Source organism: Rhodanobacter sp. UC4448_H15, from assembly GCF_052978265.1.
In genome coordinates, this window is record NZ_CM129665.1 from 1099961 (window position 1) to 1120716 (window position 20756).

At 69.5% G+C, this 20756-nt stretch carries 18 protein-coding genes; 5 read left to right on the top strand and 13 right to left on the bottom strand.

Annotated elements, in window-relative coordinates:
- The first annotated feature begins 79 nt into the window (after positions 1–79).
- From ACVCMI_RS04875 to ACVCMI_RS04885, 3 genes are all read left to right on the top strand, one after another.
- The gene (locus ACVCMI_RS04875; RefSeq protein ID WP_447097228.1) at positions 80–1156 is read left to right on the top strand and encodes an efflux RND transporter periplasmic adaptor subunit; all 1077 of its coding nucleotides are present in this window, start codon (positions 80–82) and stop codon (positions 1154–1156) included.
- The gene (locus ACVCMI_RS04880) at positions 1153–4416 is read left to right on the top strand and encodes an efflux RND transporter permease subunit (protein WP_447097227.1); all 3264 of its coding nucleotides are present in this window, start codon (positions 1153–1155) and stop codon (positions 4414–4416) included. Before ACVCMI_RS04875 ends, ACVCMI_RS04880 begins: the two co-directional genes overlap by 4 nt.
- 83 nt (positions 4417–4499) lie before the next feature.
- Positions 4500–5006 carry a DnrO protein gene (locus ACVCMI_RS04885; protein WP_447097226.1) on the top strand — a complete coding sequence of 169 codons (507 nt, stop codon included), beginning with the start codon at positions 4500–4502 and terminating at the stop codon, positions 5004–5006.
- 20 nt (positions 5007–5026) lie between these two features.
- On the opposite strand, the gene ACVCMI_RS04890 is transcribed toward ACVCMI_RS04885, so the two are convergent.
- The 8 genes from ACVCMI_RS04890 to ACVCMI_RS04925 all read right to left on the bottom strand — a co-directional run bounded on the left by ACVCMI_RS04890 (position 5027) and on the right by ACVCMI_RS04925 (position 14612).
- Positions 5027–6226, bottom strand: coding sequence for an acetate/propionate family kinase (locus tag ACVCMI_RS04890; protein WP_447097225.1), 1200 nt, complete (start codon positions 6224–6226; stop codon positions 5027–5029).
- Positions 6227–6239: 13 nt separating this feature from the next.
- Positions 6240–7211 (bottom strand): bifunctional enoyl-CoA hydratase/phosphate acetyltransferase, encoded by a 972-nt coding sequence (locus tag ACVCMI_RS04895; protein ID WP_447097224.1) that lies wholly within the window; start codon positions 7209–7211, stop codon positions 6240–6242.
- Between the two features lie 102 nt (positions 7212–7313).
- The gene (locus ACVCMI_RS04900) at positions 7314–8114 is read right to left on the bottom strand and encodes a universal stress protein (RefSeq protein WP_447097223.1); all 801 of its coding nucleotides are present in this window, start codon (positions 8112–8114) and stop codon (positions 7314–7316) included.
- Between the two features lie 138 nt (positions 8115–8252).
- Entirely contained in the window at positions 8253–8987 is a 735-nt protein-coding gene (locus tag ACVCMI_RS04905) for a cyclic nucleotide-binding domain-containing protein (protein WP_447097222.1), read from the bottom strand.
- A gap of 130 nt (positions 8988–9117) precedes the next feature.
- Entirely contained in the window at positions 9118–9903 is a 786-nt protein-coding gene (locus tag ACVCMI_RS04910) for a prephenate dehydrogenase/arogenate dehydrogenase family protein (protein ID WP_447097221.1), read from the bottom strand.
- On the bottom strand, positions 9900–11855 hold the full coding sequence (locus ACVCMI_RS04915; RefSeq protein WP_447097220.1) for a pyridoxal phosphate-dependent decarboxylase family protein: 1956 nt from the start codon (positions 11853–11855) through the stop codon (positions 9900–9902). The genes ACVCMI_RS04910 and ACVCMI_RS04915 overlap by 4 nt, the downstream gene beginning before the upstream one ends.
- Positions 11852–12256, bottom strand: coding sequence for a SirB2 family protein (locus ACVCMI_RS04920; RefSeq protein ID WP_447097219.1), 405 nt, complete (start codon positions 12254–12256; stop codon positions 11852–11854). Before ACVCMI_RS04920 ends, ACVCMI_RS04915 begins: the two co-directional genes overlap by 4 nt.
- A gap of 73 nt (positions 12257–12329) precedes the next feature.
- Positions 12330–14612, bottom strand: coding sequence for a nitric-oxide reductase large subunit (locus tag ACVCMI_RS04925; protein WP_447097218.1), 2283 nt, complete (start codon positions 14610–14612; stop codon positions 12330–12332).
- Between the two features lie 165 nt (positions 14613–14777).
- On the opposite strand from ACVCMI_RS04925, the gene ACVCMI_RS04930 reads away from it, so the two are divergent.
- Positions 14778–15443 (top strand): DUF2238 domain-containing protein, encoded by a 666-nt coding sequence (locus ACVCMI_RS04930; protein WP_447097217.1) that lies wholly within the window; start codon positions 14778–14780, stop codon positions 15441–15443.
- A gap of 28 nt (positions 15444–15471) precedes the next feature.
- Here ACVCMI_RS04930 and ACVCMI_RS04935 read toward each other — a convergent pair whose 3' ends face one another.
- Complete coding sequence (locus ACVCMI_RS04935) at positions 15472–16320, bottom strand: universal stress protein (RefSeq protein ID WP_447097216.1); 849 nt, start codon at positions 16318–16320, stop codon at positions 15472–15474.
- Between the two features lie 27 nt (positions 16321–16347).
- Entirely contained in the window at positions 16348–16920 is a 573-nt protein-coding gene (locus ACVCMI_RS04940; protein ID WP_447097215.1) for an N-acetyltransferase family protein, read from the bottom strand.
- A gap of 271 nt (positions 16921–17191) precedes the next feature.
- On the opposite strand from ACVCMI_RS04940, the gene ACVCMI_RS04945 reads away from it, so the two are divergent.
- Positions 17192–17755 (top strand): cytochrome b, encoded by a 564-nt coding sequence (locus ACVCMI_RS04945; protein ID WP_447099486.1) that lies wholly within the window; start codon positions 17192–17194, stop codon positions 17753–17755.
- Positions 17756–17830: 75 nt separating this feature from the next.
- Here the strand turns inward: ACVCMI_RS04945 and ACVCMI_RS04950 are convergent, their stop codons facing one another.
- Genes ACVCMI_RS04950 through ACVCMI_RS04960 form a run of 3 tightly spaced genes read right to left on the bottom strand, consistent with a single transcriptional unit; the run spans position 17831 to position 20726 of the window.
- Positions 17831–19519 carry a cbb3-type cytochrome c oxidase subunit I gene (locus ACVCMI_RS04950; RefSeq protein WP_447097214.1) on the bottom strand — a complete coding sequence of 563 codons (1689 nt, stop codon included), beginning with the start codon at positions 19517–19519 and terminating at the stop codon, positions 17831–17833.
- Entirely contained in the window at positions 19519–20478 is a 960-nt protein-coding gene (locus ACVCMI_RS04955; RefSeq protein ID WP_447097213.1) for a c-type cytochrome, read from the bottom strand. The genes ACVCMI_RS04950 and ACVCMI_RS04955 overlap by 1 nt, the downstream gene beginning before the upstream one ends.
- Positions 20475–20726, bottom strand: coding sequence for a hypothetical protein (locus ACVCMI_RS04960; RefSeq protein ID WP_395116422.1), 252 nt, complete (start codon positions 20724–20726; stop codon positions 20475–20477). The genes ACVCMI_RS04955 and ACVCMI_RS04960 overlap by 4 nt, the downstream gene beginning before the upstream one ends.
- Positions 20727–20756 lie beyond the last annotated feature (30 nt).

The following is a 20756-nucleotide window of genomic DNA, read 5'->3' on the forward strand; positions in this document are numbered from 1 at the left end:
AGCACGCGATGCAAACCCGCCATCCCGCCTGGCGTGTCGCGCGCGCCCACGCCGACCCGCGTTGCGAGGTCGCGTCGTGATGCGCGCGCTGCGCCCGGCCATGCTTGCGCTCGCGCTGGCCGCGCTGGCCGCGTGCGGGCGCACGCCGGCGCCGCCGGCTGCCACGGCACCGCCGCCGCTGGCCGCGCTGACCGTGCACCTCGAAACGGCGCACGACGAGCAGGCCTGGGATGGCGTGGTCGAGGCGGTGCACGAGGCGGTGATCTCGGCGCAGACCAATGCGCGGGTGGTCGAGTTGCCGCATGACGTCGGCGATGCCGTGCGCAAGGGCGACGTGCTGGTGCGTTTCAGCGACGTCGAGCAGAAGTCCGCAGGGCGCGCCGCGCAGGCGCAGATCGCCGCGGCGCAGGCGGCGTATACCGAGGCGGATACGTCCTACCGGCGCTTCGCCGGGATATTCGAGAAAGGCTTCGTTTCCAAGGCGCAGCTCGACGCCGAGCGTGCCCGTCGCGACGCCGCGCTGGCGGCGCTGCAGTCGGCCCGCGCGCAGTCCAGCCAGGTCGGCCAGCAGCTCGATTACACGGTGCTGCGCGCGCCGTACGACGGCATCGTCACCCGCCGCTACGTGCAGGTGGGTGAGGCGGTGCAGTCGGGCCCGCCGGCGCCGCAGCCGCTGATTGCGCTGGCCTCGCTGCAGGATCTGCGGGTCGGCGTGCAGGTGCCGCAGAGCGCGATCGCCGCGATCCGCCGCTACCACGCCGCCGAGGTGGTGCTCGACGACGGCCGCCGCGTGGCGGCCGGCAAGCTCACCGTGTTTCCCTATGCCGACCCGCAGACGCACAGCTTCCGCGTGCGACTGGAACTGCCCGGCGACGGTGCCGGCCTGGTGCCGGGCATGACGGTGAAGGTCGCCTTCGCCAGTGGCGAGGCGAAGCGATTGCTGCTGCCGATGAGCGCGCTGGTGCAACGTGGCGAGCTGGTCGGCGCGTACGTGCTGGGCGCGCATGACGTGACGCTGCGCCAGTTGCGCCTGGGCCATCGCCACGGCGATCGCGTGGAGGTGCTGGCCGGGCTGGACGACGGCGAGCGCGTCGCCACCGATCCGGCCGCGGCGGCGCGCTGGCTGGTCGCGCAGCGACGCGGGGACGCGCCGTGAGCGGGCCTCGGCTCGGCTTCTCCGGCCGCATCGCGCGCGCGTTCCAGGATTCGCCGCTGACCCCGATCCTGGCGATCGCGGCGCTGCTGCTGGGCCTGGTCGCGGTGATGATCACGCCGCGCGAGGAGGAGCCGCAGATCGACGTGACCATGGCCAACGTGATGGTACCGTTTCCCGGCGCCGACGTGCGCGACGTGGAGAACCTGGTGGCGTTCCCGCTGGAGCAGAAGCTCGCCGAGATCGAGGGCGTCAAGCACGTCTATTCGGTGAGCCGGCCCGGCATGGCAGTGATGACGGTGGAGTTCCAGGTCGGCGTGCCGCGGCAGGCCGCGATCGTGCGGCTGTACAACCAGGTGTTCCAGAACCAGGGCTTCGTGCCGCCCGGCCTCGGCATCGGCCCGCCGCTGGTGCGGCCGATGGGCATCGACGACGTGCCGGTGATGGCGCTCACGCTGTGGAGCGACGACCCCGCACAAGGCCCGGTGCAACTGGCCGAGGTGGCGCATGCTCTGGAGACCGAATTGAAGCGCGTGCCCGGCACGCGCGACGTCTACACCATCGGCGCGCCGACCCGCGCGGTGGTGGTGCAGCTGGACGCGGCGAAACTGGCTGCCTACGGCATGACCGCGGGCGACCTGTCGAACGCCTTGAAGGCGGCCAACGCGGTGACCCAGGCCGGCGACCGGGTGAGCGGCGACCGCGATGTGCCGGTGACCGCCGGGCGTTTCCTCGCCGACGCGGCGGAGGTGTCGCAGCTGGTGATCGGCCTGAAGAACGGCCAGCCGGTGTTCCTCTCCGACGTGGCCACGGTTCGTCCGGGCGCGGACCTGCCCGACAGCTACGCCTGGTTCGGCGCGCCGGCGGGCCGGGCCGGGCCGGCCACCGGCCACGCGCCGGCCGTGACCATCGCGGTGGCGAAGAAGCCCGGCACCAACGCCGCCGACATCACCGGCGCGATCCGCCAGCGGCTGGCCGCGCTGCGCAACGTGGCGATTCCCGCCGACGTGCACGTGGTGGTCACCCGCGACTACGGCCAGACCGCCACCGACAAGGCGGACAAGCTGATCCACAAGCTGATCTTCGCCACCTTGTCGGTGGTGCTGCTGGTGCTGCTGGCGTTGAGCTGGCGCGCGGCGGTGGTGGTCGGCAGCGCGGTGATCGTCACCCTGGCGCTGACCTTGTTCGCCTCGTGGGCGATGGGCTTCACCATCAACCGCGTCTCGCTGTTCGCGCTGATCTTCTCGATCGGCATCCTGGTCGACGACGCCATCGTGGTGGTGGAGAACATCCACCGGCACATGGCCGGATCGGAGACGACTCGGGGCGGACGCACCTTGCGCGAGGCGATCCCCGAGGCGGTCGGCGAGGTCGGCGGGCCGACCATCCTGGCCACCTTCACGGTGATCGCCGCGCTGCTGCCGATGGCCTTCGTGTCCGGCCTGATGGGGCCGTACATGCGGCCGATCCCGATCAACGCCTCGGCCGGCATGCTGCTGTCGCTGGCCGTCGCGCTGGTGGTCACGCCGTGGCTGGCGCTGAAACTGCTCGGCCACCACAGCCACGCCGAAGCCGCGCCGGGGAACGCCGACAGTGCGAATGACAGCCGCCTGCACCGCACGTTCCGACGGCTGATGCTGCCCTTCCTCGATGGCCCCCGCGCGCCGCGCCGACGGCACCTGCTGTTCGCCGCGATGGGCGCACTGGTGCTGGGGGCGGTGGGCCTGGTGGTGGTCAAGGCGGTGGTGCTGAAGATGCTGCCGTTCGACAACAAGTCCGAGTTCCAGGTGGTGGTGGACATGCCCGAGGGCAGCACGCTGGAGCGCACCAACCGTTTGCTCGGCGAGCTGGCGCAGGCGGTGGCCAAGCTGCCCGAGGTGAAGGACTGGCAGGGCTATGCCGGCACCGCGTCGCCGATCACCTTCAACGGGCTGGTGCGCCAGTACTACCTGCGCAGCGGCCCGATCGTGGGCGACCTGCAGGTGAACCTGGTCGACAAGCACGAGCGCTCGCGGCAGAGCCACGCCATCGCGCTGGCCGTGCGCCCGGCGCTGGCGCAGATCGGCGCGCGCTACGGCGCCTCGGTGAAGGTGGTCGAGGTGCCGCCGGGGCCGCCGGTGTTGGCGCCGATCGTGGCCGAGGTCTACGGCCCGGACTACGCCACCGTGCGCAAGGTGGCGCTGGGGCTGGAACAGGATTTCAAGGCCAACCCGGACATCGTCGACGTCGACACCAGCGTGGAAGCGCAGGCGCCGCGCGACGTGCTGGTGGTCGATCGCGCCCGCGCGGCGCGGCTGGGGCTGGATCAGGCAAGCATCGCGCAGGCGCTGCGCACCGCCTTGTCCGGCGACGACGCCAGCTGGCTGATGGACGGCCACGCGAAGTACGCGGTGCCGATCCGCCTGCGCCTGGGCGCGGGCGACCAGGCGTCGATGGAGCAGTTGCTGGCGCTGCGCGTGCGTGCGGCCGGCGGTGCGTTGGTGCCCCTCTCCGAGGTGGTCCGCGTGCAACCGGCGCAGCGCGAGCAGGCGATCTGGCACAAGGATCTGCTGCCCTATGCCACCGTCACTGGCGACGACGCCGGCAGCACCGACAGTCCGCTGTACGGCATGTTCTCGCTGGTCGGCAAGCTCGGCCACGACAAGGTGGCGGGGCAACTGCTGCAGCAGCACTTCATCGCGCAGCCGACCGATACCACCGATGCCGCGGTGAAGTGGGACGGCGAATGGCAGATCACCTACGAGACGTTCCGCGACATGGGCCTGGCCTATTCGGCGGGCCTGCTGCTGATCTACCTGCTGGTGGTCGGCCAGTTCAAGAGCTACCTGGTGCCGCTGATCATCATGGCGCCGATCCCGCTGACCGTGATCGGCGTGATGCCCGGGCATGCCCTGCTGGGCGCGCAGTACACCGCCACCTCGATGATCGGCATGATCGCGCTGGCCGGCATCATCGTGCGCAACTCGATCCTGCTGATCGACTTCATCAACCACGCGCTGGCCGCCGGCCAACCGTTGCGCGATGCGGTGATCGACGCCGCGGCGGTGCGCGCCAAGCCGATCGTGCTGACCGGCCTGGCGGCGATGATCGGCGGCTTCTTCATCCTCGACGATCCGATCTTCCAGGGCCTGGCGGTGTCGCTGATCTTCGGCATCCTGGTCTCCACCGCGCTGACCCTGCTGGTGATCCCGCTGCTGTACTACGCCTGGCTGCAGCGGCGCGCCGGGCCGGATGGCCGATTGTCGCAGGCGCCGCCGGCTTGACCCCGGTCAGGCCGGAGTGCGGGCGCCGGGCGCTAGCATGCATGTGTCCGCGGCGTCCGCGCCGCCAAGCCGGAGATATCCGCATGAAAGCTGTACGCATTCTTCTCGCCAGCGCCTGTGCGCTCGGCCTTGCCACTGCGGCGCAGGCCGGTCTGCAACACGCCCACGCCGAGCACGACAGCCACGCGGCACACGCCGCCAGCGCCGCCACGCAGGTGCCGGCGCAGCGCTGGACACCGGATGCCCCGCTGCGCGCGGGCATGCGCCGCGCGCACACCGCGGTGGCCGAGCTGGCCCACTACGAGATGGGCCACATGAGCGCGCCGATGGCGGTCGATCGCGCCACCGAGGTGGAGAGCGCGGTGACCTACATGTTTGCCAACTGCAAGCTGTCGGCCGAGCCCGATGCCGCGCTGCACGGCATCCTGGTGCCATTGCTCACGGCCGCGCAGGCGCTGAAGGCCGACCCGGCGAAGGTGTCCGCGGTGGCCGACATGCGCGCGGCGATCGCGCATTACCCGCAGTACTTCGACGATCCCGGCTGGGACAAGCCGGTGCCGGCCGAACACGTGATGCACGACGAGCCCTGAACATCGCGCCGCGCCCGTGATCAGCCGATGCCGCCCAGCGCCGCGGCGGCATCGCGCGCGGCGATCCATTCCTCGTTGGTCGGCTCGACGCCGACGATCACGCGACTGCCGTCGGCGGAGACGATCGGCGCGTGCGCGGTGTTGCGGTCCTCGTCCAGCGCGACGCCGAGGAAGGCGAGATCGCGGCACACGCGTTCGCGCACGAAGGCGTTGTGCTCGCCCACGCCGGCGGTGAACACCAGCAGGTCGAGTCCGCCCAGCACCGCCGCCAGCGCGCCGATCTCGCGGACGATGCGGCGCACGTAGAGTGCGAGCGCCAGGCGTGCGCGTTCGCCGGGCTCGCCCGCGTCGCCTTCGTGCTGCACGATCACGCGCGGTTCGGACGACACGCCGGAGACGCCGAGCAGGCCGCTGCGGTGGTAGAGCAGGTGGCCCACCTCTTCGAGCGAGAGCTTCTCGATCTCCATCAGGTACAGCAGCGCGCCGGGGTCGAGTGCGCCGGTGCGCGTGCCCATCATCAAGCCGTCGAGCGCGGAAAATCCCATCGTGGTGGCGACGCTCCGGAGGTTGCGCATCGCGCACAGGCTGGCGCCGCTGCCCAGGTGCGCGACGATGGTGCGCCCGCGTGCGGCCTCGCCGTGGCGTTCGGCCAGCGCGGTCGCCATGAACGCATACGACAGGCCGTGGAAACCGTAGCGGCGCAGGCCTCGCTGCCAGGCATCCCACGGCAGCGGCAGGATCTGCTCGACCGTCGGCATGGTGTGATGGAAGCCGGTGTCGAAACAGGCAACCTGCGGCAGCTCGGGCGACTCGCGCAGCAGGATCTCGATCGCCTCCAGCGCGAACGGCTGGTGCAGCGGCGCCAGCGGCACGTAGCCCGCCAGGTCGGCCAGCACGCCGGCATCGATCCGCGTGGGCTCGAAGTAGCGGCTGCCGCCGTGCACCACGCGATGCGCGACCGCGGCGAGGCGTCGGCCGTCCAGCCGCGCGCGCACGCGCTGCAGGATCAGCGTCAGCGCCGCGCGGCAGGGCTGTGCCGGGTCGAGCGCAATCGCGAACGGCGCGACCCCGGTTTCGCCGAAGTCGGGCGTCGGGCCACCGATGCCCTGCACCTTGCCGTTCCACACCGGCTTGCGCGGCAGCGGCACGGCGGCCGCGTCGAACAGCGCGAACTTGATGCTCGACGAGCCGCAGTTGAGGACCAGGATCAGGGGCGTCATGGTCGCGGTCGGATCAAGGCGGGCTGGTGCGGTAGTGGTGCGCCAGCAGCAGCGCGATGGCGCACGAGGCGAGCCGCGAGCGGCGCGAATCGGAGCGGCTGGTGAGCACTATCGGCACGCGCGCGCCCAGCACGATGCCGGCGCTGTCGGCATGGCCCATGTATTCCAGCTGCTTGGCCAGCATGTTGCCGCTTTCCAGATCGGGCACCACCAGAATGTCGGCCTGCCCGGCCACGGCTGAGACGATGCCCTTGACGCGCGCGGATTCGGGCGAGACCGCGTTGTCGAACGCCAGCGGCCCGTCCAGCAGGCCACCGGTGATCTGGCCGCGGTCGGCCATCTTGCACAGCGCCGCCGCATCCAGCGTGGACGGCATGCGCGGGTTGACGGTTTCCACGGCGGCCAGGATCGCCACCTTCGGCTCGGCCACGCCGAGGACGTGGGCGAGGTCGATCGCGTTGCGCACGATGTCGGCCTTGTCCTCCAGCGTCGGCGCGATGTTGATGGCCGCGTCGGTGATGATGAACGGGCGCGGATAGGCGGCCGTCTCCATCACGAAGCAGTGGGTGATGCGCCGCTTGGTGCGCAGCCCGGCGGCGGTCGGAACGATCGCGGCCATCAGTTCGTCCGAATGCAGGCTGCCTTTCATCAGCGCATCCACCTCGCCGCGGCAGGCCATCGCCGCGGCTTCGGCCGCGGCGGCGTGGCTGTGCGGCACGTCGATGCACTGGATGCCGTCCAGGTCGATCCCGGCTGCCGCGGCAGCGGCCTGCAGCCTGGCGCGCGGGGCGACCAGCACCGGCCGGATGATGCCGGCATCGCGCGCGTCGATCGCGCCGGCGAGGCTGAGTGCGTCGCAGGGATGGACGACCGCCATGCGCACCGGCTCCATCGCCTGCACGTGGGCAATCAGGCGTTCGACCCCGCGCAGCACGGGTTGCGCCGACGGCGCATGAACGGTGCTGGCAGGCTGGCTGCGGCTCATGGTGTGTCCCTGGGTTTTGGCGTCGACGATCGGCTTGCGGCACCGATGCATGGACGCTAGCTGAAGAGGCGCGGCGCGCGCAAACCGGCCTGGACCGGCGATTCAGTGCGCGAGAAACAGCGGCAGGCTCGCGTTCCTGAGCATCCAGCGCGTGACGCCGCCCATCGCCAGCTCGCTGAGGCGCGAGCGGCCCCAGGCGCCCATCACCAGCAGGTCGGCATCGAATGCCCGGGCGGCGGCCAGCAGCGCGGGGCCTTCGTCGTGTTCGGCCGGGAACGGCTGCCATTGGGCCTCGATGCCGTGGCGCGCGAACCAGCCGCGCAGCGGCAGCGGCGGCGGACTGATGCCGGGCAGGCCGCCACGCTCGCCATCGAGCACCCGCACGACGGACGCCTGTGCCAGCAGCGGCAGCGCAGCCTTCACCGCCTGCGCGGCTTCGCCGGAGCCGTTCCATGCGATGACGATGCGCCGGGCCTGCAGCGTGTCGCCGCCGATGTCGGGCATCAGCAGCATCGGCGAGGCGCGGGCGAACAGCGCGCGCGTGACATCGTCGACACCGGGCGCGGCATCCGGATCGCTGACCTTCAGTTCGCCGATCATGAAATCGGCCAGCCGCGAGCGCTTGCCCAGCGCCTGCCCGGAGATGCCGCGCATCACCTCCCATTCGCCCTCGACGCCCGCGCTTCGGCACTGCTGCAGCCACCAGTCGCGTCGGGCCAGCGCCGCCTGTTCCTCGGCGGCCAGCACGTCGATCACGTCCGGTATCGCCATCAGCGAAGGGCACACCGCGACCACCTGCAGCCCGGTGACGAAGGCGCTTTGGCGCTTGGCCAGCGCCAGCGCCGCACCCGGCCACGACGGGTTGTCCGAGGTCCCGCCGACGTTGACGATGATGTCCAGCACGATCTCTCCCGCACCGGCCGTGATGGCCGGGCACGCTGGCATGCTCTGGCCGATGGCGCCGCGCGGTTTTGACCGTGGTCAAACCCCGGCACGAAAGCGGCGTGACCGGGCCGGCGGCGCGCCGCGGGACCCGACGGCCTACGCCATGTCGATGTCGCCGCCGCAAAGTTCGTCGAGCAGGTCGCGGCGCAGGATCTGCACCGACTTGCGATTCACCGAGAGGATGCCGGCCGATTCCATCTTGCCGAACAGCCGGCTGACCGTCTCCAGCGCCAGCCCGAGATAGTTGGCGATGTCCTCGCGCGACATCGGCAGGATCAGCGCCAGCGGGTCGCGCGACAGGCGCGCATAGCGGTCGGACATGCGCCGGATGAAGAACGCCAGCCGCCGCTGCGCCTGCTGCTTGCCCATCAGCACCAGGTGGCTCTGCTCGTTGACCAGCGCGCCGCTGATCACCCGCATCAGCTGGTGGTTCAGCGCCGGCAGGTTGGCGGTGGCCTCCTGCAACTGGGCGTAGCGTAGTTCGCACACGCTGGAGCGTTCCAGCGTCTGGGCGGTGCACGGGTAGTGCTCGTTGATGAGGCCGCCGATGCCCATGATGTCGCCGGGCAGGTGGAAACCGAGGATCTGCACGTCGCCTTCGGAACCTTCCACGAAGGTCTTAAGCGCGCCGGCACGCACCACGTACAACGCGCTGAACTTGCGCCCCTGCGGGAACAGCGTCTGCCCGCGATCGAGCGGCAGCATGTCGTGCGCGGAGGCGTTGAGCGTGTGCAGGTCGCCCGCGCTGAGTCCCACCGGCAGCTGGAAATCGTGGATCGCGCAGTAGCCGCAGTTGCGCCTGAGCTCGTCAAGATCGAGATCTGATGTCATGCCGTTCGACGCCCTCGCTGCCTTCAATGGCTCATCCGCCGGCACACGTGGCAGCAGGATCGAACCTGCCGTGCGTCCATCGACGGGTGGCTCAGATTAACCCTTCTGCCGTCGGGCGGGCGCATCGCCCTCATTCGCATTCGGGCCGCGCCGCGATCGCCATGCCGTCGTCCGCGTCGACCAGCAGCTGCCGGTGGATGCGCTCCAGTTCGCGCAGCAGGCTTTCGCGCGCTTCGGCGGCGTACGGATTTTCGCGCTGGATCGCGCCGAACAGGTGGCCGGCATCGCCGCGCACCGCCTCCAGCATGCGCTGCAGGCCCTGGAACGACGGCGGCGCCATCGGCATGGCCTCGTCCACGCCCATGTCGATCAGCCCCTTGGCGATGAAGAACGCCAGGGCGTGCGTGCCGGCCATGGCGCGGTCGTGGCTTGCCGGGTCCTGCACGATGACCTCGCAGTCCAGCGCGCGGAACAGTTCGCCGGCGCGCGCGGCAGCTTGCGGGTGCGCCGCGGCGGGGCACAGCACCACGCGGCGCGGGTGGTCGCCACGGGCCAGGCTGATCGGACCGAACAGGGGATGCGTGCCGAGGTGCGGGATGTCCATGCCGAGCAGCTCGTCCATCAGCGCGCAGGGATGCAGCTTGACGCTGCCCACGTCAAACACGGTCTGCCCGGCGTGCAGCAACGGGCGCAATGCCAGCAGCGCGGCGCGCAGCTGCGGCACCGGCATGGCCAGCACGATCCAGCTGGCGTCGGCAGTTGCGGCGACCAGCGAGGGCGCCGCCAGCTCCGCCGGCACCGTCGCCTGCGGGTCGAACACCTGCACCGGATGGCCGGCCTGCAGCAGCAGTTCGACGAAGGCCTTGCCGAAGCGGCCGTAGCCGAGCACGGCCACGCGCGGCAGCGCGGCGCTCACGGCGGCGCGACCGTCGTCGCCAGCAGGCGGCGCACGCGCCGGCCGAGGAAATCGAAATAGCGGTCGATGTAGCTGATGCCGTTCTCGTGGTCGATCAGGAACGGGTTCATCAGCGTATGGCGCAGGATCAGCAGGCGGTCGTCGTCGGCCACGAAGCTGGCCGGGTCCAGCCCGAGTGCGGCGAAGATGCGCGCGGTCTGCGCCGTGCCGAGCATGTCCGCGCGCAGGCTGGTCACCGAGCCGAAGAACTCCTTGGTCTGCAGTGGCTGGCGCGGATCGCAGCGCAGTTCGTCGTGCAGCGCGCGCACGAAGGAGTTGGCCGTCGCCACCGACGTGTTGCCGCGCGGGTTGAGCGCGAGGCAGACCAGGTTGCTGTCCGGCGCGAACGGCACCAGCGCGTGCACGCCGTCGGCCAGCTCCAGCGCGAAGCGCTGCGCACGCGCGTGGAAGGTCTCGGCGGCGCGCACGGTGGCACGCGGCAGGGCGCCGAAGTGGGCATGGTCCAGCGGCAGCACCTTGTGCGTCACGTACACCGCGGCCGCCGCGGCGCCGGATTTGGAACCTTCCGGGATGAACTGGCCGAGGCTGCGGTAACGCGCCAGGTAATCCTTCGGCGTGCCGCCGTGGAATACGTAATCCGCGCGCTCGGCCAGCAGCGCCATCGCGCGGTGGTCGCGGCAGACGAAGGCACCCGAGCCGTAGGGCAGGTAGCCGAGCTTGTGCGGGTCGACGGTGGCCGAGTCGGTATCGCCCAGCGCGGCGAAGGCGGCGTGCACTGCCGGCGTGGGGAACTGCACGTAGTCGGCGGCCACTTCATCGCGTGCGCGCAACGAGCCGTCCTCGTGGCGGAACACGGTGGCTAGGTAGCCGCCCCAGGCGGCGTCGACGTGCACGGCGAAGTCCAGCCCGCGCCCGCGTGACGCCTGCCGTGCGGCCAGCACGGCGTCGATCGGGTCGATGGTGCCGTACTCGGTGCCGCCGAGCACGGCCACGCACATCAGCACACTCTGGCGTTCGCGCGCACAGCGTTCCAGCGTGTCGCACAAGGCGGCGCCGTCCAGCCGCATGCCGTCGGTGGGCAGCAGTTCGAGCTGGTCGCGGCCGAGGCCGAGCAGCTTCAGCCCCTTGCTCCACGAGTAGTGCGCGGTGACCGGCGCCAGCACCAGCGGGACCTTCAGCTGCACATGCGCGGCGAAGAAGCCGACCAGGCCGCGCTGTTCGATGCGCTCGCGCTCGACGCGCCGCAGCCAGCGCGAACGTTCGGCCGGCGTCTGCGCGGCGAGCCAGGCTTGCCACGCCGTCAGCAAGGCGATGCTGTCGGCCTGGGTGAGGTTGAAGGCGCTCCAGTCGTCCGTCGGCAGGTCGAGATCCGGCACCTGCGCCGCGCGCAGCGCCACCGGGAATGCCTTCAGCGCCAGCGCCAGGCGCAGCGCCTGGTAGTTGGCCAGGGTGCCGCCGGAGGTGAGATGGCCGAACGCGCAGGCGTCCTGCGCCGGATCGTGCGGGTAGCCGAGCATGCGCGCCAGCTGCAGGCCGGCCTGCACCTCCATGTCGACGGTGACCGGGGCGGCGTCCTCGCTGACGTTGTTGGGGTTGTACGGCAGCGTCAGCATCTGCGCGGCCAGCCCCGGCAGCAGCAGGTCGCTGGCCATGTGCCCGATGTAGCGCGGGCTGTGGAACGGCACCGACTTCTTCAGCGCGGCGGAGAGCTGGTGCAGCTCGCGGCGCATGCGCGATTCGAAGGCGAGGTAGTCCGGGTGGTGCGCGGCGCCGGTGCCGATCGCCGGCGGATCTTCGGGGTGGAAATTGCGCCGCCAGTACACGTGGTCGCGCAGGAACTCCACCAGCATCTTCTCCAGCAGCGTGTCGTTCTCGCCGTAGGGGCCGAGGAAGCACGCGTCCAGCGTGTGGTCGCGCGAGACGTCGTGGTTGAACGGCTGGGCCGCGCTCATGCCAGCCATCCGTGCAGCCAGCCCAGCGGGTGGTGCATGCGCGCGACGCCGAGCATCCAGGTATAGGTGGCCAATGCAGCCACGTAGAAGATCATTCGGGCGCGCGGCGCATGCACGCGCTTCATCGCCAGCATGGCCAGCGCAACGTAGGCAAGCAGCAGGATCAGCTTGACCGTGAGCCAGCCGTTGGCGAACAGCGCACCGGGCAGGATCGATACCAGCATCAGCGCGGCGGTCAGCAAGACGGTGTCGATGGTGTAGCTGAGCAGGCGCAACGGCGCGCCCTGCGCCACGCCGGCCAGCCGCGTCTGTGCCATCAGCCCGCGCAGCGCGAACAGGCCGCCGCTGAGCAGCACGCAGAGGATGTGGACGGCCTTGATCTGGGGGTAGAACTCGATCATTTCGGCGCCGGGATTCGTGATTCGGGACTTGGACAAGCATCAGGGCGCGCCATGTGGCGCGCCCTGATGTGGGTCATGCGCTCTCGGACGCTGCGTCCGGCAGCGGCGTGGCGGCGACCCGTCGTTTCGGCCACAGCCACAGCGAGGCGACGAAGCCGGCGATCAGCATGGCGCCGATGGCGAACACGGTGTCGCCGGGCACGCGCATCCACACCAGCAGGTGGATCAGCGGACGGTCCATGAACTCGGCCGAGCGGGCGAACCAGTAGCCGTGCTCCAGCACCGCCTTCAGTTGCAGGATGCCCAGCGGCAGCAGGGTCAGCACGGCCATCAGGCCCAGGCCGAGGTTGAGTGTCCAGAACGAACCCTTCAGCCAGCCCTCGCGCCATTCGGCCTGCGGCTTGATGCCGCGCAGGCAGAACAGCATCAGGCCCATGCCGAGCATGCCGTAGACGCCGAACAGCGCGGTGTGGCCGTGCGCGGCGGTGAGGTTGAGGCCCTGCATGAAGTACAGCGCGATCGGCGTGTTGACCAGGAAACCGAGCAGGCCGGCGCCGACCAGGTTCCAGAAGCTCACCGCCACGAAGAACATGATCGGCCAGCGGTAGCGCGCCATCCACGGCGCGGCGTGCTGCTTCTTCCAGGTGTCCCAGGCTTCCAGCCCGATCAGTGCCAGCGGCACCACTTCCAGCGCCGAGAAGCTGGCGCCGAGCGCGATCACCGCCGTGGTGGTGCCGCTGAAGTACAGGTGGTGCAGCGTGCCCAGCACGCCGCCGGCCATGAACACGATGGTGGCGAACAGCACGCTGGTGGTCGCCGTGCCCACGCGCAACAGGCCGAGGCGCACGAACAGGTAGCTGATCACCGCGGTGGCGAACACCTCGAAGAAGCCTTCCACCCACAGGTGCACCACCCACCAGCGCCAGTACTCCACCATCGCGATGTGGGTGTGTTCGCCCCACATCAGGCCGGCGCCGTAGAGCAGGCCGATCGCCACGGTGGAGAGAAACAGCAGGCCCACGATGGAGGCGCCTTCCTTGCCGCCGCGCATCGCCGGCCACAGCGCGCGGCCGACCAGGAACAGCCACAGCATCAGGCCGATGAACAGGAAGATCTGCCAGAAGCGGCCGAGGTCGACGTATTCCCAGCCCTGGTGGCCGAACCAGAAGTTCTTCGACAGGTCCATCTTGTCCATCACCGCCATCCACTGGCCGGCAAACGAGCCGACCACGATGACCAGCAGGCACACCCACAGGAAGTTCACCCCGAGCCGCTGGTATTTCGGCTCGTGGCCGGAGATCAGCGGCGCGATGTACAGGCCGGTGGCCAGCCACGCGGTGGCGATCCACAGCACGGCCAGTTCGGTATGCCAGGTGCGGGTGAGGGCGTAGGGCAGGTAATTCGCCAGCGCGAAACCGTAGGCCTGCTGGCCTTCCACCTGGTAGTGCGCGGTGGTGGCGCCGAGCAGGATCTGCACCAGGAACAGGCCGATCACCGTCCAGAAATACTTGGCGGTGGCCTTCATCGACGGCGTGGGTTTCAACTCGGTGAGCGGATCGCGCGCGGGGATCGGCGGCAGCGGCTCATGGCTCACCTGGCGCGCGTGGTGCCAGCCGAGCAGGCCGATGCCGAGGATCAGGAACAGCACGCTGAAAACCGACCACATGAAGTTGGCCGCGGTCGGCGTGTTGCCGGCCAGCGTGTCGTGCGGCCAGTTCTGCGTGTAGCTGATGGCGCTGCCCGGGCGTTCGGCCGCGGTGGCCCAGCTGGCCCACCAGAAGAACGCGGTGACTGCGCGGCGCTGGTCAAGCTCGGCGATGGTGTTGTCGCGCATCGCGTAGGTTTCGCGCAGCTTGGCGGTGGCCGGGTCGTTGCTGAACAGGCTCATGTAATGCGCGCCGACCACCAGCATCGCCTGCGCGCGCAGCGGGGAGACGTAGATGGTGCCCTTGGCCGGGTCCCAGGTGTTGGTGCGCAGCTCGCGCTGCACGCGCGAGCGCAGTGCGGCCTGTTGCGGCGCGTCGAGTTCGGCGTAGGAGCCGGCGCCTTCGTCGCGCGCCAGCAATTCCAGCATGGCCACGCCTTCGCGGTGCAGCCAGTCGGCGCTCCAGTCCGGCGCGAGCAGCGCGCCGTGGCCCCAGATCGAGCCCAGCTGCTGGCCGCCGATGCGCTGCCAGACCTGCTTGCCCAGCTCGATGTCGTCGCCGGTGAACAGGGTCTCGTTGCCGCTGGTGACCACCGCCTGCGGCAGTGGCGGTGCGTACTGGTGCACCTGGTCACCCACCCACAACAGCACGCCAAACGAGGCGATCAGCAAGGCCGCCAACCCCAGCCAGAGTTTTCGAGTACTGCTCATTGCGCGACTCCCTGAAAGATGCGCGCATGCTCATTGACGGCTGCCGGATCGCTCTTGATGCAGGTCAAGCGGTCCAGCGCTCGCCGTGCGCGAATTGTCGCGGCCGGCGCCCGGGCGCGTGGCATCATCGGCACGACGCATGACGCGGAGGGATGGCACACAGCAATGAACGAACGACCCGGATCGAAGGACGCCCGTTTTCCGCTGCTGCTGCTGGCCGCCTTCCTGGTCGTGGCGGTAGCGCTTGCCATCGCGCCGCACTATCGCCAGGACTGGTTGCTGGAGAACCTGCTGGTGATGCTGGCGTTGCCGGCGCTGGTGCTGGGGTTCCGCCGGCTGCGCTTTTCCGATGCCAGCTACGCGGCGCTGTTCGTGTTCCTCGTGCTGCACGAGATCGGCGCCCACTACACCTATGCCGAAGTGCCGTGGGATCGCTGGTTTGCCGCGCTGTCCGGCTTCTCGCTGCACGACGCGTTGGGCTTGTCGCGCAATCCCTTCGACCGTGCCATCCATTTCGCCTACGGCCTGCTGCTGACGCCGGCGGTGGTGGAACTGGTCGCTGCGCGCACGGTGTCGCCGGGCGCGTGGCGCTGGATCGTGCCGGTCAGCATGGTCACCGCCAGCTCCGCCTTGTTCGAGCTGTTCGAATGGGCTGCCGCGGTGTGGTTCGGCGGCGACCTGGGCGTCGCCTACCTCGGCACCCAGGGCGATCCGTGGGATGCGCAGCAGGACATGCTCCTCGCCCTGCTGGGCAGTGTCGTCACCGTGGTCGTGCTGGCGGTCGTGAGCGAGCATCGCCGCCGGCGGGCCGCTGCATCCGCCAACCAATAGCGCCTGCGCCGCTGCGGCGGCACGTCGGCTAGTGCTGCATCAGCACCGGGATGGTGGCTTCCTCCAGCACGCGCCGGGTGGCGCCGCCGAACACGCGTTCACGCATGCGCGAATGGCCGTAGGCACCCATCACCAGCAGGTCGGCGTCGATGTTGCCGGCTTCCTGCAGCAGGATTTCCCCGGCCATCGCCGAGGAGGCGCGGACGTAGCTGGGCCGGGGCGTGATGCCGTGACGCAGCAGGTAGACGAACGGGTCGAAGCGCGGATACGCATCGTCGCCGTTGCCCAGGTCGCCGTCGACCAGGGTCACCTGTTTCGCCACCTTGAGGAACGGCAGCGCGGCGTGGATTGCGCGGATCGCCTCGGTGCTGCCGTTGCAGGCGATCACGATGCGCTCGAAGGGGATCTCCCGCCGCCATTGCGGAGGCAGGACCAGGCACGGCACGCCGCAGGACAGGATCGCTTCGCCGAGAATGTCGAGCAGGCTCGATGCGTGCACCATGTCGCGCTCGATCACCGCCAGGTCGTGCCGTGCGCCGAGCCGGCGCAAGGTGGATGCGATGTCGGTCCGGGCGATGACCCAGTCGGCGTTGCGCAAGCCGGACTGGCGTGCAAAGGCTGCGAAGGCGGCGTGCTCGTCGGCGGATTCGATGCGCGGTTCGAGCAGCAGGCCGAGCACGGTGGGCTCGCTGCCGGCTTTGCCGCCGGTGGGTTTGCGCAGCGCCGGGTCGATGAAGCATCCGGTCAGGTTGGCCTCCCAGCGCAAGGCGATGGCGATGGCGGCGACGGCAGCCGGGCTCCACGGCTCGGTCGCGGTCACCAGCGCGAGGATGTCGCCCGGGCGCGTCGTGCGCGGTATTTGTTCGGTGCTTGTCATGGCGATGCGGCCCGGGTTCGGCGTCGTTCAAAGATCCAGGGTGTGGATCACCTGCGTGGCGTCGTCCGGGTCGATCCGGCGCTGGAAGCCGAGGTAGCCGGCCAGTTCGCGCATCGGTTCGTTCTCCGCGGCATCGATCGAGAACATGGTGTGGAACCCGTTCTTGCGCGCGATGTCGATCAGGCGCCGCATCAACAGCACGGCGAGGCCGCGCTGGCGCCAGTCGTCGGCCACGGTCACCGCGCATTCGCACTGCTTCTCGTCGCCGCTGGCGCCGTAGCGGCTGACGCCGACCATGCGCAGTTCGCCGTTGTCGTGGGCGAGCGCGACGAAGGCCATGCGGCTGCGCTGGTCGACATCCATCAGCTGGTCGAGCAGGGCCGGGCTGGCTTCCTTCAATTTGCCCAGGAAGCGGAAGCGGCAAGCCTGTTCCGACAGGCGCTTGATGAAAGCCGTTTCGCGTTGGCGATCCTCCGGGCGCAGCGGGCGGATCAGCACCGGGCTGCCGTCGTTCAGGGTCTCGATCCAGTGGGTGCCTTCGATGGCGCCGAACGGCGTGGCGGAAGCAGTGTGGTGGTCGGCGGAACGGATCTCGGACATGGGCGGTTCCCGATGGTGCAACGTGATGCTCATTCGTGCCGGATGGACGGCCACTCGGCGCAGCCTTGCCGGATCAGTTCTACGCCGGGTCGTGCGGGTCCGAGTTGACCGCGGTCAATTTGGACAGGCGCGCGGACATGCGGCAATCGGCCGCTGCCGTGGCGCTTTTCGTGCGCATTTGACCGGGATCAAACCACGCTGACGCCGTTCATCGCAGGCTGCGGGCATGGGCCGGATCGAGGCCGCCGAAACACCACCTGCGGAGATCGCCGTGAACTGGAAAAACACCACCGACCGTTACGGCTCACTGTCGATCGGCATGCACTGGCTGATGCTGCTGTTGCTCGTTGCCGTGTACGCCTGCATCGAGCTGCGCGAGTTCTACCCGCGCGGCAGCGACCTGCGCGACGGACTGAAAACCTGGCACTTCATGCTGGGCCTGAGCGTGCTCGCGCTGGTCTTCGTGCGGCTGGCGATCCGCCTGGTGTCGGGCCCGATCCCGCCGATCCGGCCGGCACCGCCGGTGTGGCAGGAGCGCCTGGCCGCGCTGATGCACCTGGCGCTGTACGCCTTCCTGATCGCGATGCCGCTGCTCGGCTGGCTCACCCTCAGCGCTTCGGGCAAGCCGATCCCGTTCTTCGGACTGCAGCTGCCGGCGCTGGTGGGTGCGGACAAGGCACTTGCCGATTCGCTGAAGGAGATCCACGAAACCATCGGCACGATCGGCTACTACCTGGTCGGCCTGCACGCGGCGGCGGCGCTGGTCCACCACTACGTGAATCGCGACGACACCTTGCGGCGCATGCTGCCGCGGCATGGCCGACAACTCTCGTAAGCTCGCCGCATGAAGAAAGGCCGCCGGGTTGCCGGCGGCCTTTCGTTTGCGGCTGCATGCCGTCGGGTGACGGACTCAGCTTTGCGCCGGCAGTACCCGCAGCAGCGGCGAGATGGCCGGTGCGCCGGCCCGCGCTTCCAGCGAGGCGATGAAGCGCCACACGAACAGCAGGGTGACCAGCAGCAGGCCCGGATAACCCACGCCGGCCAGCACGTAGGGCAGGGTGGGGTCGCCCGCCACGCGCACGTGCGGCAGGTTGAAGCTGAGCAGGCCGAGCGTGATGATCGTGCCGAACAGCCACATCAGCAGCAGCCAGATGCCGGCTTCGAATCCGGTCAGTGGTCGCCGCCAGCCGGTGGCCGGGTGCGGGGTCGTTTCGGCGTCGACGGCAGCCTGCGGACGCATGCGCCGGCCCAGGGTGAACAGGTCGTACGCCAGCACGCCGGCGCCGGTGCTCAGCACCAGGCCGAACAGCGGCAGCATGACCTTGTAGGTGCCCATGGCGCGGTTGACGTCGCCGCCGAACCAGTCCAGCCCCAGGATGCGATAGACATAGACCTGCACCGTGCCGCCGATGGCGAACGCGAACGCCATGCCCAGCACGCCGGTGAACACCAGCCAGAAACCGAGCTTGCCCAGGCGCGGATCGAACTGCGGCACCTTGCGCAGGATCGGCGTGGCGTAATACGCCGCGGCGATGCCGAGCATGCCGAAGGTGCCGAACAGCGCCAGGTGCGCGTGCCCGGCGGTGACCCAGGTGCCGTGCGACCACACGTTGGTCAGCGCGAAGGTCATCACGAAGCCGAGGATGCCGGCGCCGACCAGCTCCAGCACGGTCGAGCCGAGCAGGAAGTAGAACGCCGGCGCGTTTTCCAGCGGCCGCCTGTTGGTGTGCGCGTCCAGGTAGATGTGCCAGAAACAGAACACCAGCGGCAGCGGCTCCAGCGCGCTGAACAGCGAGCCCCAGAACTGCCAGAACTCCGGCGTGCCGATCCAGAAGTAGTGGTGCGCGTTGCCGATCAGCCCGGACAGCCACACCAGCGCGATGCCCCAGAACACGGCGAAGCCCACCGACTTCACGTCGGCCTTGAACATCAGCACCAGGAAGTAGCCGATCAGGCTGATGTGGATCACTTCCCACACGCCTTCCACCCAGTAATGCACCACGAACCAGCGGAAGTACTCCTGCAGGTCCAGCCGCGCCACGTAGAACAGGCCGAACACCCACACCACCGCCAGCGCGCCGACGCCCAGGCCCAGGCCCCAGTGCACCTCGTTCCATTCGCGCACGCGCGGGAACGTGCGCAGCACCACGAAGGCCAGGATCAGGAAGCCGACCAAGATCAGCAGGCCGGCGATGCGCCCGGCTTCGAGATACTCCAGCCCCTGCTGCAGCCACGGTTGCCCCAGCCACCAGCCGGCGATGCCGCGCTCGGCCAGGAACTGGGTGAAAAAGTTCCAGATCACGATGCCGATGACCGCGTAGAACAGGAACTTGACCAGCCACGGCGCCACCAGCTCGCGCTTCGCCAGCAGTGGCGCCACGAACAGGATCGCGCCGATGAAGCCGCAGACGATCCACATGATGCCGAGGTTGAGATGCTCGGCGCGGGCGACGTTGAAGTTGAGCCAGCCTTGCAGGATGGTCGGGTCGACCTGCTGCGCGGCCAGGATCATGCCGTAGATCACCTGCACCACGAACAGCACCAGCATCAGCATGAAAAAGCGCAGGCTCAGGCGTTGGGTCTGGTATTCGGTCTGCATCACTGCTTCTCCAGCGTGTGGAGGTAGGCCACGATGGCGTTGACTTCTTCGGTCTTGAGCAGGGTGTCGTAGGCCGGCATCACGCCCGGCGGATAACCGGCCACGATCTTCGCGTTCGGCTGGCGGATCGACTCGGCCAGGTAGGCGTCGTCGGCGGTGACCTTGCTGCCGTCGGCCAGGCTCACGCTGGATTCGTACAGGCCGCCCCAGCCCGGCCCCACCAGTCGCTTGTCGTCGCTGGCGTGGCAGGCCACGCAGCCGTAGTCCTTGACCAGTTGCGCGCCGAGCGCGGCGGGATCGCTGGCCGCTGCCGGCTTCGCCGCCGCGGCGGGCGCGGCCTGCGCCAGTGCGACGGTGCCGTGCGCCAACTGCAGGCGGCGATCCAGCGTGCCGGCCTCGACCTTCGGCGGCCAGCCCTCGGTGTTCATCGCCGAGGTGTACTTGAGGTAGGCGATCAGCTGGCCGATCTCGTCCTTGCTCAGCGGCAGGTTCGGCATCAGCGTGGTGCCGCCGCCGCGTCGCTGGATGCGGGCTGCCGCGCCGGGATACTTCTGCAGGTAGGCGTCGATGGTGTCGGTGCCGGTGCCGGCGTGCTGGTTCGGATCAAGCAGCTGGGCGCGCACTGCCGCCTCGGTCGGCCAGCCGCCGGCCGAGGGCAGGAACGCCGCCAGCCACGCCGGTCCGGCGTGCTTGTACACCTCGGTGAGGTCCGGCCCAAGATAGGCGCCGTTGCCGACCATGGTGTGGCAGCCCATGCAGTTGTAGGCCTGGAACACGCGCTTGCCGTCGTTGGCCTGGTACGGGCCGAAGCTCACCGTGTCGGGGGTGGCCTGCCCGCGCGAGGGCAGGAAGGAGAACACCGACAAGGCGATGAAGATCAGCGCCATGAGGCCCAGCAAAACCAGCGCGGCGCGGCGCCGCGGTTTTTCGCAACTGCTGTCACCCGATCCGCAGCTCATGGCCGGCTCCCCTTGTCGTCGACGGAAGGCGGCGTGGCCTGGGTGTCGTGCAGGAACAGGATGCGCAGGCTGCCGATGAACATGCAGAACACCCACACCGCCAGCACGAAGCCGACGGCGAAGTAGATCCACCACGCGAGGTGCGATTCGGCCCAATACTCGAAATCGCGCCAGAAAGGCCAGGACAACCAGAACGCTGCCACGCAGGCCAGCACCGAAAGCACGAGATCCGAAGCCCGCTGCGACATGCGATTCTCCCCTGGACTGTAAGTGAGCCT